Source organism: Mesorhizobium sp. 128a, from assembly GCF_053848025.1.
Genome location: NZ_JBSPKY010000004.1, coordinates 192,646 through 206,238, shown reverse-complemented (window position 1 = coordinate 206,238; position 13,593 = coordinate 192,646). Strand labels below are relative to the sequence as shown.

Sequence of the window (13,593 nt, the reverse complement as noted above, 5' to 3'; positions counted from 1 at the left end):
ATTTCCCACTCATTGTTCGCTCCTGTTGCAAGAGTTTCTCTGTTCATTGCGCGCCGCTCCCGACGGCGCGGGTCGTCTACGGCTGTTCGTCGTGGTAGTCGCCGGGGCCGCCGTCGAGCCAGGCGTATAATTCCCAGAGCGTGTCGTCCGGGTCGGTGAAATAGGCGCAACGCGCGTTCCAGACATAGTTTTCCGGCGGCCCGTAGAATGGCACGCCCCTGGCGCTGAGCTCGCCATGCAGACGGTCGATGTCGGCCGCCTTGTCGAGCCTTACCGCCACGCAGACCTTGTGCGCATGGCGCGGCGATCTGAGCTTCGACACACCGGTATGCTCGTTGATGTGATCGATCTCCCACGCCGCCAGCGTCACGCCCTCGCCATGGAAATCGGCAAAGCCTTCGGCGCGGCGGCGCAGCCGGAAGCCGAGTTTGTCGACATAGAAGTCGACTGTCCGTCCGATGTCCTCGACCAGCAGGCAGACATCTGAAATCGCGTAAGCGGTGCCGAGCGGCATGGCTAAATCCCCTTGCTGCTGCGCCGCGCCGCCGGCAGCTTGACGCCGACGCGCTCGGCCGCGCCGATGATGTGGGCGCGCATCGCCGCCTCTGCGGCTGCGGCATCGCCGGCGACCAGCGCCTCGTAGATGCGCACATGCTCGCCGACATTGATCTCAACCAGATCGTGCAGCGGGTTGGTCTGCCGCGCGTAATAGATCGAGCGGCGGATCTGCTCGCAGACGAAGGAGATGAAGGTGTGGATGTAGCTGTTGCCGGTGGCGCGCGCGATCTCGCGGTGGAACAGGAGATCGGCGTCGATGCTGCCTTCCTCCCAGCGCTCCTCGCCGCTCATGCGGTCGAGTGCGGCCTTGATGGCGTCGAGATGGTCCTGGTCGCGCCGTACGGCCGCAAGCGCGGCGGACTCGGCTTCGAGGATGCAGCGCAGCTCGAACAGCCGCTCCATATTCTGGCCTTCCCGGAGCGCTTCGCCGTCGATGCGAATCGAGGCCCGCTGCTCCGGCGCCAGCACGAAGGCGCCGATGCCCTGCCGCGCCTCAATCATGCCGTCGGCCCGCAGCTGCGCGATCGCCTCGCGCACCACATTGCGGCTGACGCCGAATTTTTCGGACAGCTCCTGTTCCGTCGGCAGCCGCGTGCCAGGGCTGAGATCGCCCGATTCAATCTCGCGGCCGAGGAAGGTCGCGACACGGTGCGGCAGCGTTTCGACAGTGCCGATGGCGGCCAATCTTTGCTTCATGGAGCGGTCTCCGTTGCCGGCAGAAGGCAGCCGGGGTTCATCAGGCCCTGCGGGTCGAGGGCATTCTTCAACGTGCCGATGAGCCGGCGATGGGCAGGCGCCAGGCCTGCCATGAAGGTGCGGTGGCGGGTGCGGCCGATGCCATGCTCGGCGCTGATCGAGCCGCCGAGCGAATTGGCAATCCAATAGAGCCCGGCGGTGATCTCTGTGCCTCGGGTGCGGGCCTCGTGCTCGTCGAACCCTTGAGGCGGCAGCACGTTGAAATGGATGTTGCCATCGCCGGCATGGCCATAGGCCAGCGGCAGCCATCCTTGATGCTCCTTCGCAACAAAGCGGCGCGCCCGATCGATGAGGCCAGGGATGTCCGAAATCCGCACCGAAAGATCGGTGCGCACATGATAGCCGCGCTTGGCCTGACCCTCGACCAGTCCTTCGCGGATCGCCCAGAAGGATTTTGCCTGCGCGCTGCTTTCCGCAAGCACGGCGTCGATGACCTGGCCGCTCTCCATCGCATCGGCGAGGAAATCGACCAGAAGGGTGCGCAGGTCGATCGCCGCACTGGCCGACAGTTCGATCAGGACATGCACGGGAGCCTCGACCGGCGACACCGTTTTGGCGTCGATCAGTCGCGCCAGCGCGATGCATTCGGAACCGATGATCTCGAAGGCCGACATCAGATCGGCCGAGGTGCGGCGCGCCTGCCGGAACAGCGCGATCGCGGCTTCGAACGAGGCAAGGCCGACATAGGCGGTTTCGGTCCGCACCGGCTTGGGAAACAGCTTCAGTTCGACGCCGGTGATGATGCCGAGCGTGCCTTCCGAGCCGATGAAAAGCTGCTTCAGATCATAGCCGGTGTTGTTCTTGCGCAGGCCGGAAAAGCCGTTCCACAACTCGCCGTCCGGCAGCACCACTTCGAGGCCGAGCATGAGGTCGCGCGCCATGCCATAGCGCAGCACATTGATGCCGCCGGCGTTGCTCGCCGCATTGCCGCCGATCTGGCAGCTGCCTTGCGCGCCGAGCGCCAGCGGGAACAGGCAATCCTGCGCGTCGGCTGCATCCTTGATGGTTTGCAGGATGCAGCCGGCATCGGCCTGCAGCACGAAATTGTCGGTGTCGATCCGACGGATGGTGTTCAGCCGCTCGAGGCTGACGACCACGGAGTTCGCGGTGTCGATGTCGATCGCGCCGGCCACCAGGCCGGTATTACCGCCTTGCGGGATGATGCCAAGCCCAAGCGAGGCGCACAGCCGCACCACCGCCTGAACCTCGGCCACCGAAGCCGGCCTCAGCACGGCAAGCGCTGCGCCATGATGATCGCCCGACCAGTCGCCGAGATATTTCGCCATGCCGGCGGCATCGACGGTGACGCCATTCGTTCCGACAGCACCTTGCAGAGCGCTGAGAATGTCTGGCGAAAGGGCGTGGATAGTCATTAGTGGCCGTCAAACGAGGTAGGGCTATAGGGTGATACATATCATCCTACAACCAGATGAGAGTCAATGAGGCTCTGCCGCGAGCGGTGGGCAGTTCAGAGGGGAGTGGTTGCGGGCGCGTTACGCGTCGTGAGTGCATTCACACCACGGGTGGTCCGTCCGGCGCAGGGATAAGCCCGGGTCGCAGGAATCAGTCGGGACGGGAACGTTTCAGGTGAGAATAGGGTGCCAACCTACAGATACTGCTCGACCTTCTTGCCGACGGTCAGGAAGCGCAGCGGGTCGATGGCTTCGCCATTATGGCGGACCTCGTAGTGCAGGTGCGGACCTGTCGAGCGGCCGCTGCTGCCGGTCTTGCCGACGATCTCTCCGGCCGCGAGCTTCTGGCCGACGGCCACATCGATTTCGCTCAAATGCCCATAGCGGGTGGCAAAGCCGTTGCCGTGGTCGACCTCGACCATGCGGCCATAGCCGCCGTTCCAGCCGGCTTTGGTGACTACGCCCGCAGCCGTGACCTTGGCCGCCATGCCGACCGGCGCGCGGAAATCCATGCCCGAATGCAGGGCTGCAGTGCCAAGGATCGGGTCCGTGCGCACGCCGAACGGGCTGGTGACGGAGTGGCCGGGCGCGGGGTTGGCGAGGGGCAGCCGCCGCGCCTCTTTCTTCAACTGGTCGAGCGTATCCAGCGCCTCGTCGAGTTCCTTGACCTTGCTGTCGAACATCATCGAGGAGTCCAGCGGGATCAGCGGCCCGCCGACATCGCTTTCGTTTTTGCCGAAATCGCTGTCGACAGGCAGGCCGGCCGCCTCGAGCGCCTGGGTGATGGCATCGGCGTTCTTGTAGGCATTGTCGGCAAGCGTGGCGATGCGGGTGAGCTGCTGTGTCTCGATATTCTTCAGCGATTCGTTGATCGAGACGAACAGCTTGTCGGCACGGTCGGCCGCCGTTTCGCTTGGAAGCGGATCGGAGCGGGTCGACCACAGCGAGAACGGCCTGGTGTCGCCTGATCCGAGGCTGGCGACCGAATAGGCCAGAGGCTCGCCGCCGGTCAGTTCGGCATGCTCGTCGGGCTTTGCCGCCACATCCGCGGCGGGCGGCGTTCCGACTTCATTTTCCGCCCGTTCCAGAATCGGGCCAAGGCGGCCATGGCGCTGGCTGAGCTGGCTCTGCCGCTCGAGCAATTCGCTGACCTTGGTTTCCATCAGTTTCTGGTCGAGGAGCTGGCGGCTGGTGATGCGGTCGACCTGCGCGCGCAATGCCGAGATGCGATCCTCATAAGCCTGCTGCATGCGCGCCTGTCTGGCCGTGGTGGCGCCGATCAAATCGTCGCGCAGCACCAGATAGGAGGTCGCCATAAGGTAGCCGATGGCGATTGCCGCCAGTGCCGAGCCGAGAAACGCGACGAGCCACGGACGGATGGTGAAATGTCGTATTTCATTGCCCCGCGCAATGATGACGGTGTGGGGCTCCTTGCGCCTGCCGAAGACCGCTGACTGACCGGTTGGGTTCACGGGACCAAGCTTTCGTTACGACACCAACGAAGCCTGATTACACATTATTAGGGTTAACAAAGTTTTGCCGTGAGCGTCGGGCCGGCAAGGATTGCGCAGGACGAGCGGCGGTTGAGGGCGGAGCGGCGACATCGGCGGCGCCTCAGAGTGCGCGCACCGCCTCCAGCACCGCCTCGGCGTGCCCCTTCACGCGAACCTTGCGCCAGATGCCGGCGACGCGGCCGTCCTTGCCGATCAGGAACGTCGCCCGTTCGACGCCCATATAGTTGCGGCCATACATCGTCTTTTCGACCCACAGATTGTAGGCTTCGATCACTTTGCGCTCCTCGTCAGCAACCAGATCGACGGTGAGATCGTACTTGGTTTTGAACTTGTCGTGCTTCTTCACGCTGTCCGGCGACAGGCCGATCACGACGGCGCCGGCCTTTTCGAACTCCGGCTTCAGCTGCGAAAAGCTGATCGCCTCGTTGGTGCAGCTTGTGGTGTCGTCCTGCGGATAGAAATAAAGTACGACGGGCTTTCCCCGCAACGCGGCAAGGCTGACCGAGCCGCCGCCGTCACGCGGAAGGTCGAATTGCGGAGCAGCGTCGCCAATGTCGAGATCAGCCATATCGATGCCCTTGTTTGAGGTTACGCGGCCCTGAATCAAAGAGATAGAGCATGATGTCGTCCGAAAACCGCATCATGCTCTAGGCTGCATCGTTATAGTGTCGAGCGGGGACTCGTCCACGATCGAATTCGTACAACGGAAAATTGCGTGGATCAGGAAGAACCGCAGCACGAGAAAATCCGGTTCAGGCGTGACGAGATCACCGACCTGGGGACTTTCCCGTCTGCCTGCCGCGTGCCGCCGCTGGGCAAGGCACGCATCGGCCGCGGCTTTCGCATCCTTGCCCGCCTGTTTACCGGCGTCGCGGCCCTGGTGCTGCTTGCCGCCGCCGCCGTCTATGTCATCGGCGCCACCGGCATCGGTAGCGAGCGGCTGCGGGCGGAAGCCGAAACGGCGATCGAGAAACTCGCCGGTTTCGACGTCAATGTCGCCGTCGGCCCGGCCCGCCTGACACTGGACGGGTCGAGCTTCATTGCGCTGCAGGTCAAGGACGTCAGCGTCAAGACCGCCGACGGCAAGCCGATGGCCGATGCCGGGCGCGTCCGTTTCGGCATCCGGCTGATACCGTTGTTTTCGGGCGAGGTGCGGCTGACCAGCGCCAGGATTTCCGATGCCCATATTGTCACCGCGGCAATGCCGTCGGGCGGCGACTGGACGGCCGCGCTGCGCAATCAAGACGGCCTCATCGATCCGGAAAAGCTGGCCGCCTCTGTCTTCGGCCACGTCAACCATGCGCTCGATGCAGTGCGCGAGGATTCGATGCGCCGCATCGACCTCAAAAATGTCCAGTTCGAACTGCCCGAGGCTGGCTCGGTCAAGCTGGTCACGATCGCCAATGCCACCGTGCTGCAGTCAGGCCCGGGCAGCATGGAGTTCTCGTCCGAGGCGGATATCGATGGCCGGGCGCTCACGGCCACCGCCACCGCTACCCGCGATACGACATCCCTGCGGGTCACTGCGTTGAATGCGGCCATCGACATGGCGCCCATTCCAGAGACAACGCCAGAGGCCGGTGGGAAAACCGGCGCGATCGCTTTGAGGCTGACGGGGACCGAAGGCACGGGCGAGAGCGATTCCCGACTGACGGCCTCATTGTCGCTAACCGGCTCGGTGCTCGACCTCGGCACACGCGGGCTGTTGCCGGCGGATGTCGATGTCGACGCCACGCTTGTCTCCGGCTCAAACAAGATCGATGTCGGCAGGCTGGTTTTGAAGACCGGGCGTTCGACATTCAACTTCGCCGGCTCGATCGGGCCAAAGCCGCCGACCGGTGCGGCCGGCGAGGAGCCTTCCTATCGCTACGACCTGACCAGCGACGGCTCGACGCTGGCGCCGGCGGAATCGCCCGAGCCGGCGCTGAATTTCTTCGCCCGCGTCGCCGGCGTCTATCAGGTCAAAAGCCGCAAGCTCGTCGCCGAGCAGATCGGCGTCAGGTCGGGATCGGGCAGCGAGGTGCTGGGCACGGCCGCACTTGCCTTCATCGACAACGGGCCGCCGGGCATCTCGCTGTCGCTCAACGTCCACGACATGCCGGTCTCGCATGTCAAGCAGTTGTGGCCCTGGTTTTCAGCCAAAAATGCCCGGCTGTGGGTGTTGCAGAACCTGTTTGGCGGCCGCGTCGTCGACGCCAACCTGCAGTTCCAGGTCGTGCCGGGGCGGCTCGGCAACGGCGTGCCGCTTTCGGCTGACGAGGTGTTCGGCAGGTTCCAGGTCGAGGGCTCGCGCTTCGACACCGCCGGGCGCATCCCGCCGATCCGCGATGCCATTGGCGTCGTTTCCTTCCACGGAAACGATGTCGACATCGCGCTGTCGTCGGGCAGCGTCTATATGCCGAGCGGCCGCACCGTGGCGGCAAGCAATGGCACGCTGGCGGTGAAGGCGGCGAACCACCCGCCAGTGATCGGCGCGCTCGAAATCGACGTCGCCGGCGAAGCGCCGGCCATCGCCGAGCTCGCCTCCTACGAACCGATCAATGCCATGCGCCATGTCGGCATTTCGCCGGACGACCTGTCCGGCACGGTGACCGGCCACGTCAAGGCCGACATCCCGCTGCAGTCCGGCGTCGACACTTCGAAGCTCGATTGGCTGGTGTCGCTCGACTATCAAAACCTGTCGCTCGCCAAGCCGTTCGAAGATCAAACGGTGACCGATGCCGACGGTTCGATCGAGGTCGGGCCCGACAAGGCGGTGATCTCGGCCGACGCGAAGCTGAACGGCATTCCGGCGGAGCTCGATCTGGTCGAGCCGCTCAGGGATGACGGACCGCCGCGCAGCCGCAAGGTGGCGCTTGTGCTTGACGACAAGACGCGTGCCGTCGCCATGCCCGGCCTGTCGCCGCTGATTTCCGGCACCATCAAGGTGTCGATCGACAAGAGCGGTGAAGGCGGCAGCCAGAACGTCGCGGTCGACCTGACCAGCGCCAGGCTGGACATTCCCTGGGCCGGCTGGAGCAAGGGGCCGGGCATCCCCGCCAATTCCACTTTCACCATGGCCAAGTCCGGCGATACGACAACGCTGTCCGACTTCGACCTCGATGGAAAGAGTTTTTCGGTCAACGGCGATGTCGTCCTGGTCAAGGGCGCGCTGTCCTCGGCCCGCTTCAGCAAGGTCGCCTTGAACCGGGGCGACGACGTTGCCGTGACGGTGAAGCGGTCGGGCAAGGGCTTTGCCGTCGACGTCAGCGGCAATGCGCTCGATGCCCGCGCGCTGATCAAGCAGTTCACCTCCGACGTCGACACCGCCACCAAGACCACGGGCACGGATGCGGTTTCGGTCAGCGCCGATATCAATTCGCTGACCGGGTTCCACGACGAGGTCCTGTCCAATCTGAAGCTCGACTACAGCGCCGCCGGCTCCAGGGTGAACGGGCTGAAGGTCAGCGCCACGGCAAGTTCGGGTGCCGCCATCACCATCAGCAACACCGCGGGCGACGGCGCGCGCGCGCTCAACATGAAGTCTGCCGACGCCGGCGCCATATTGCGCTTCCTCAACATCTACGAACACATGGAAGGCGGCTCGATCACGCTCGCGCTCAGCGGCGCGGCCGACGGGCCGATGCGGGGTCAGGTCGATTCCAGCAACTTCTTCATCGTCAATGAACCCAAGCTCGCCTCGATCGTCTCCACCACGCCGGTCGGCGACAGCCGCAGCCTGAACGAAGCGGTCAAAGGCAAGATCGACACCTCGCGGGTGAAGTTCGAGCGCGGCTTTACCGAGATCGACAAGGGACCCGGTTACCTGAAGCTGGCCAATGGCGTGCTGCGCGGCCCGCGCATCGGCACCACGTTCCAGGGCACGCTCTACGACCAGAACAACAATATGGACATGACCGGCACGTTCATGCCGGCCTATGGCCTCAACCGCATCTTCGGTGAATTGCCGCTGGTCGGCGCGCTGCTCGGCAATGGCCGAGACCGCGGCCTGATCGGCGTCACCTACCGGCTCAAGGGCAACGCCAACAAGCCGGTGCTGGACATCAACCCGCTATCGGTGATCGCCCCGGGCATTTTCCGGTCGATCTTCGAATATCGGTAAGGTCCGTCAGGCCGGCCGCACCAGAACGTGCTTTTTCTTGCCCAAAGACAGCTTTGCGACGTTTTCCGGACCCAGATCCTGAGGCGTCACCATCCGCCGGTCGTCCGCCACCGGCTGATCGTTGAGGCGCACGGCGCCACCCTGAATGTGCCGGCGCGCCTCGCCGTTGGACCCGGCAAGGCCTGCGGTGACCAGCAGCGACAGAATGCCGATGCCGGCCGCCAGCGTTGCGCCATCCACCTCGACTGTCGGCAGGGTTTCGGCGGTCACGCCCTCCTCGAAGGTCTTGCGCGCCGTCTCGCTGGCAGTCTCGGCCGCGCCGCGGCCATGCAGCATGGCGGTGATCTCGGTGGCGAGGATCTTCTTCGCGTCGTTGATCTCCGAGCCGCCGAGCTTCGCCAGGCGCGCCACCTCGTCCAGAGGCAGCGTCGTGTAGAGTTTCAGGAAGCGGCCGACGTCGGCGTCCTCGGTGTTGCGCCAATACTGCCAGAACTCGTAAGGCGAGAGCATGTCGCTATCGAGCCAGATCGCGCCCGAGGCGGATTTGCCCATCTTGGCACCGGACGAGGTGGTGAGCAGCGGCGTCGTCATGGCGAAGAGCTGCACGCCCTCCATGCGGTGCCCGAGGTCGATGCCGTTGACAATGTTGCCCCACTGGTCCGAGCCGCCCATCTGCAACCGGCAGCCGACGCGCTTGTAGAGCTCAACGAAGTCGTAGGCCTGCAGGATCATGTAGTTGAATTCGAGGAAGGACAGCGACTGCTCGCGGTCGAGCCTGAGCTTCACGGAATCGAAGGCCAGCATGCGGTTGACGGAGAAATGCCGGCCGACATCGCGCAGGAAGTTGACGTAGTTGATCTGCATCAGCCAGTCGGCGTTGTTGACCATGACCGCATCGCCCGGACCGCTGCCGAACTGCAGGTAAGGCGCGAAATTGCGGCGGATGCCGACGAGATTGTTATCGATGTCGTGCGGGGTGAGCAGCTTGCGTGCCTCGTCCTTGAAGGAGGGGTCGCCGATCATTGAGGTGCCGCCGCCCATCAGCGCGATCGGCCGGTGGCCGGTCTGCTGCAGCCAATGCAGCATCATGATCTGGATCAGCGAGCCGGCATGCAGGCTTTTGGCGGTGGCGTCGAAGCCGATATAGGCGCTCACCGTTTCCTTGGCGAAAAGCTGGTCCAGCCTGGTCTCATCCGAGATCTGGTGGATGAAACCGCGCTCGCTCATGATGCGCAGGAAATCGGATTTGAAGGCGGACATTTTTTCTTCCTGAAAGCGCCAGGCCCCAACCGCCCGGCGTGATATGAACGCGGGCGTTTAGCATCCAAGCGCGATCAGCAAAAGTGGTTTCCGGTTTTGCGTTCGATCGCGCGCCAAATCAAAGGGTCGCGATCAGCAAAAGTGGTTTCCGGTTTTGCGTTCGATCGCGCGCCAAATCGAAGGTCGCGATCAGCAAGGGGGGAATCCGGTTTTCACGTCCGCGTGCAAGACATGCGCTATGCTTGCTTCATCGTGCCGGCTGGCGTATTGAGGCGCCGCGCCAACGGGTTCTTGCAACCTTCGATCCGCTGGAACGGCACCGCACGGCATCCACCAAAATGCCATATCCTGTGACAGAGCCCGACGCGACATATGCCGGACGCATTGATATCCATCGTCATTCCTTGCCGCAACGAGGCGGCGAACCTGCCGCTTCTGATCGACGAGATCGAGGTAGCGATGACCGGGCGCGACTTCGAAATCATCATCGTCAATGACGGTTCGACCGACGATACGGTTTCGGTGCTTGCCGCCGAGGCGGCCAAACGGCCGTTTCCGCTCCGCCAGCTGCGCCACGAAAAATCCGCCGGCCAGTCGCTTTCGGTGCGCTCCGGCGCCTGGGCGGCGCGCGGCGCCATCGTCGCCACCATCGATGGCGATGGCCAGAACGACCCGCAATATATCCCGGTGCTGGTCGATGCGCTGCGTCAGGCCGGGCCCGATTTCGGCGCCGCGCAAGGCCAGCGGCTGAAACGCCGCGACAGCAAGATCAAGCAGCTGGCATCGCGTTTCGCCAACTGGCTGCGTGGCGCGATACTGCATGACGACACCCGCGACACCGGCTGCGGCCTGAAGGCGGTGCATACCGATATCCTGCGCAAACTGCCGTTCTTCGACGGCACGCATCGTTTCGTTCCGGCGCTGGTCATCCAGGAAGGCTACCGCGTCGTGCACTGCGACGTCGTCGACCGCTCGCGCCGCCACGGCAAATCGAATTACGGCATCTTCGACCGTGGCCTGCAGGGCGCTCTCGATCTCGCCGGCGTCTGGTGGCTTCGGCGCAGGCGCCGCAGAATGCCAAAGGTGGAGGAAATCACGCATGGCTAACGTGTTTCAGGAATTGGCAACCTGGCTGCATCAGGTGTTCGTCAAACAGTTCGACGCCTGGATCCTGCTCGGCTTCGTCGCCCAGTTCTTCTTCACCATGCGCTTCGTCGTGCAATGGCTCGCTTCGGAAAAGGCCAAGCGCAGCGTGGTGCCGGTCGCTTTCTGGTTCTTTTCGCTGTTCGGCGGCGGCCTGTTGCTGGTCTACGCCATCCAGCGCCAGGACCCGGTGTTCATCGCCGGCCAGGCGATGGGCATGTTCATCTATGTCAGAAATCTCTGGCTCATCGCCAATGAGCGCAAGGCAGCGATGACCAAGGTCGACTGAGCGGCGCCCAAAATCCAACCCTGTCTGGTGTGAAATGAGCAGGAACTACCTTTTTCTCTTCCTGTTCAGCCTGATGATGACGGCGTCGGGGCTCGCCTCCATGCCGCCGCTCGACCGCGACGAGCCGCGCTTCGTCCAGGCCACCAAGCAGATGGCCGAAACCGGGGACTATGTCGACATCCGGTTCCAGGAGGCGTCGCGCTACCAGAAGCCGATCGGCATCTACTGGCTGCAATCGGCGGCGGTAACGCTGAGCGACGAGGGCGCGCAGGCGCCGATCTGGGTCTACCGGCTGGTCTCGGCGCTGGGCATCGCCATCGCCGTTGTCGCGATTGCCTGGACGGGAGCCAATCTGTTCAGCGCCAATGCCGGCCTGGCCGCTGGCCTCATCATGGCGGCGATTTTCGCCACCGCTTTCGAAGGCCGCGACGCCAAGACCGACGCGATGCTGCTCGCCTGTTGCGTTCTGGCGCAAGGCGCGCTGGCGCAGGTCTATCTGGCATCACGCCGCAACGAGGCCGTCGCCGGCCATCTGCCGTGGGTTTTCTGGGCCGCGCAAGGCGCGGCGATCCTCATCAAAGGGCCGATAGCGCCATTGCTCTCGGCGCTGACGGTGGTGACCTTGGTTGCTTTCGAGCGCGACTGGCGCTGGCTGGCGAAGCTGAAAACGGGGCGCGGGCTGATTCTGGTGGTCTTGATCGTGCTGCCGTGGCTTGCCCTCATCACCTGGAAAAGCCACGGCGCCTTCCTGCAGCAGGCGGTGGGCAAGGATATGCTCGGCAAGGTCGCGCAAGGCGAGGAATCGCATGGCGTTCCACCCGGCTTCTACGTGCTGACCTATTCGCTGTTCATGTGGCCGTTCGGCCTGGTGGCGCTCGGCGCCGGGCTGCAGGCGCTCAATCGCCTGCGCGACGATCCGCGCCTGCGCTTCTGCCTCGCCTGGTACATTCCGTTTTGGCTCGTCTTCGAGCTGATCCCGACCAAACTGCCGCATTATGTGCTGCCGGCCTATCCCGGCGTCGCGCTGCTCATCGGCTGGCTTTTGACGCTGAAGCCGCAAGAGGCCAATGCGCCGCTCAGGCGATGGCAGACATGGTTGTGGTGGGCGACCGCTTTCGGCACCGTACTGGTCACGGTCGGCCTTGCGGTGCTCGCCGTCGGCGCGCCGATCTATCTCATGAAGACATTTTCCTGGTGGAGCGTCCCGGCCGCGGCGGCAGCGCTGGGGGCCGGCTATCTGGCTGTTTCTCGCCAGACGCTTGTGCCGCTCGTCCGCATCGGCGCGACAGCGGTTTGCGCCGGTATAACCTACGCGCTGCTGTTCGGTGTCATCGTACCGTCACTGAAACCGATTTGGATGAGCCGGGAAATCGAGGCGGCGGTTCGCGCCGATCGTCCCTGTGAGACGAGCGTGCTCGCCGCCGCCGAATATCACGAACCGAGCCTGGTATTTTTGGTAGGCACAAAGACGGTACTGACCGATGTCGACGGGGTTGCGCAACATCTGCTTGACGACCCGGCCTGTGCGCTGGGCCTGGCGCCCGTCGGTAACGAGCAAAAGCTGGATGACCTGCTGGCAGGGCAGGGCAAGAAGGCCAGGCGCGTCGCCGAAGTCGATGGTATCAACTATTCGTCAGGTGATAAATTGTCGCTCGGCCTGTACCGTGTGGCGAACTGATGGCTCTTCGATGATCGCTTCGAGCCCCGCATGTTGATGAAGTCGCCATCGCCGGCGCGTGCAGGGGTGCCTGCCATGCTCCGGCAGTCTCTGGACAATTTCCGCGATACGTTTCGGATCGTGCGGCGGCGCCTGGCGACGCGGCCGGCCCGCTACCCGAAAATCCTGTGGTCGGTCTGGGCTTTGGCCTGGCTTTTGCTGACGATCGCGGTTTCGATCCGTTTTGACGACGCGGCAGGAGCCATGGTGAGGCAGTGGTCGCCCGGCTTCAAACGCTTCACAGGCTTTTTCACCGTCTTCGGCCTGGGCGGCTGGTATCTCATCCCGTCGGCACTGGTGCTGATTGCTGCGAATCTGACGGATTGGCGCAGTCTTTCCAGGCGTGCGCGGATGACCCTCTACAACTGGACCTGCTTTGCTTTCATGGTGCTGGGTTCGATCGCGGCGTCCGCCCTGGTCGTCAATGTGCTGAAATACGGCGTGGGGAGAGCCAGGCCGATGAATTTCAGCAAGCTCGGCGATCTGTCGCTGCATCCTTTTGCCATGGAGGCGAGCTTTGCCAGCTTCCCCTCCGGCCATGCCACGACGATGGGCGTCATTTTCGGACTGGCGTTGCTGATGTTACCGCAGCGCAAATGGATGCTGCTGGCCGGGACCTTGGCTGTTGCGTCGACCCGGATTTTTGTCGGCGCGCATTATCCAAGCGATACCGTCGCCGGCTTTGGCCTCGGCTGCGCCGTTGCCGTCGGCTGCGCGCTGGCCTTTACCCGGCTGGGATTCATCTTCCGCCACAGGACAGCCGGATTGCCGGTTCCGAAAATAACATTTCACCTGTTCCGACGCTCCGGAAGACCGCACCGCGAGCGCGTCACGCAGTAGAA

11 protein-coding genes are annotated in these 13,593 nt (G+C 63.8%); 5 read left to right on the top strand and 6 right to left on the bottom strand.

From position 1 onward, the window contains the following. Positions 1-76: 76 nt before the first annotated feature. The 5 genes from ACWTU9_RS09730 to ACWTU9_RS09710 all read right to left on the bottom strand — a co-directional run bounded on the left by ACWTU9_RS09730 (position 77) and on the right by ACWTU9_RS09710 (position 4,808). Positions 77-514 carry a VOC family protein gene (locus ACWTU9_RS09730; protein WP_455858099.1) on the bottom strand — a complete coding sequence of 146 codons (438 nt, stop codon included), beginning with the start codon at positions 512-514 and terminating at the stop codon, positions 77-79. Positions 515-516: 2 nt separating this feature from the next. Next, entirely contained in the window at positions 517-1,254 is a 738-nt protein-coding gene (locus ACWTU9_RS09725; RefSeq protein ID WP_454587203.1) for a FadR/GntR family transcriptional regulator, read from the bottom strand. Beyond that, positions 1,251-2,687: an FAD-binding oxidoreductase gene (locus tag ACWTU9_RS09720; protein ID WP_455858098.1), complete on the bottom strand. Its 1,437-nt coding sequence runs from the start codon at positions 2,685-2,687 to the stop codon at positions 1,251-1,253. Before ACWTU9_RS09720 ends, ACWTU9_RS09725 begins: the two co-directional genes overlap by 4 nt. Before the next feature lie 233 nt (positions 2,688-2,920). Then, a complete protein-coding gene (locus ACWTU9_RS09715) occupies positions 2,921-4,198 on the bottom strand; it encodes a peptidoglycan DD-metalloendopeptidase family protein (protein ID WP_455858097.1) in 1,278 nt (425 codons plus the stop codon). A gap of 142 nt (positions 4,199-4,340) precedes the next feature. Next, positions 4,341-4,808 carry a peroxiredoxin gene (locus ACWTU9_RS09710; protein ID WP_455858096.1) on the bottom strand — a complete coding sequence of 156 codons (468 nt, stop codon included), beginning with the start codon at positions 4,806-4,808 and terminating at the stop codon, positions 4,341-4,343. A gap of 147 nt (positions 4,809-4,955) precedes the next feature. On the opposite strand from ACWTU9_RS09710, the gene ACWTU9_RS09705 reads away from it, so the two are divergent. Then, positions 4,956-8,342, top strand: coding sequence for a hypothetical protein (locus tag ACWTU9_RS09705; RefSeq protein WP_455858095.1), 3,387 nt, complete (start codon positions 4,956-4,958; stop codon positions 8,340-8,342). A gap of 6 nt (positions 8,343-8,348) precedes the next feature. Here ACWTU9_RS09705 and tyrS read toward each other — a convergent pair whose 3' ends face one another. Beyond that, entirely contained in the window at positions 8,349-9,602 is a 1,254-nt protein-coding gene (tyrS, locus tag ACWTU9_RS09700) for a tyrosine--tRNA ligase (RefSeq protein WP_455858094.1), read from the bottom strand. Between the two features lie 372 nt (positions 9,603-9,974). Between tyrS and ACWTU9_RS09695 the strand changes: the two genes are divergently transcribed. The 4 genes from ACWTU9_RS09695 to ACWTU9_RS09680 all read left to right on the top strand — a co-directional run bounded on the left by ACWTU9_RS09695 (position 9,975) and on the right by ACWTU9_RS09680 (position 13,591). Further along, positions 9,975-10,709 carry a glycosyltransferase family 2 protein gene (locus ACWTU9_RS09695; protein WP_455858093.1) on the top strand — a complete coding sequence of 245 codons (735 nt, stop codon included), beginning with the start codon at positions 9,975-9,977 and terminating at the stop codon, positions 10,707-10,709. After that, positions 10,702-11,034, top strand: coding sequence for a lipid-A-disaccharide synthase N-terminal domain-containing protein (locus ACWTU9_RS09690; RefSeq protein ID WP_454576132.1), 333 nt, complete (start codon positions 10,702-10,704; stop codon positions 11,032-11,034). Before ACWTU9_RS09695 ends, ACWTU9_RS09690 begins: the two co-directional genes overlap by 8 nt. 34 nt (positions 11,035-11,068) lie before the next feature. Continuing rightward, on the top strand, positions 11,069-12,712 hold the full coding sequence (locus ACWTU9_RS09685; RefSeq protein WP_455858092.1) for an ArnT family glycosyltransferase: 1,644 nt from the start codon (positions 11,069-11,071) through the stop codon (positions 12,710-12,712). 75 nt (positions 12,713-12,787) lie between these two features. Continuing rightward, complete coding sequence (locus ACWTU9_RS09680; protein WP_455858091.1) at positions 12,788-13,591, top strand: phosphatase PAP2 family protein; 804 nt, start codon at positions 12,788-12,790, stop codon at positions 13,589-13,591. Positions 13,592-13,593 lie beyond the last annotated feature (2 nt).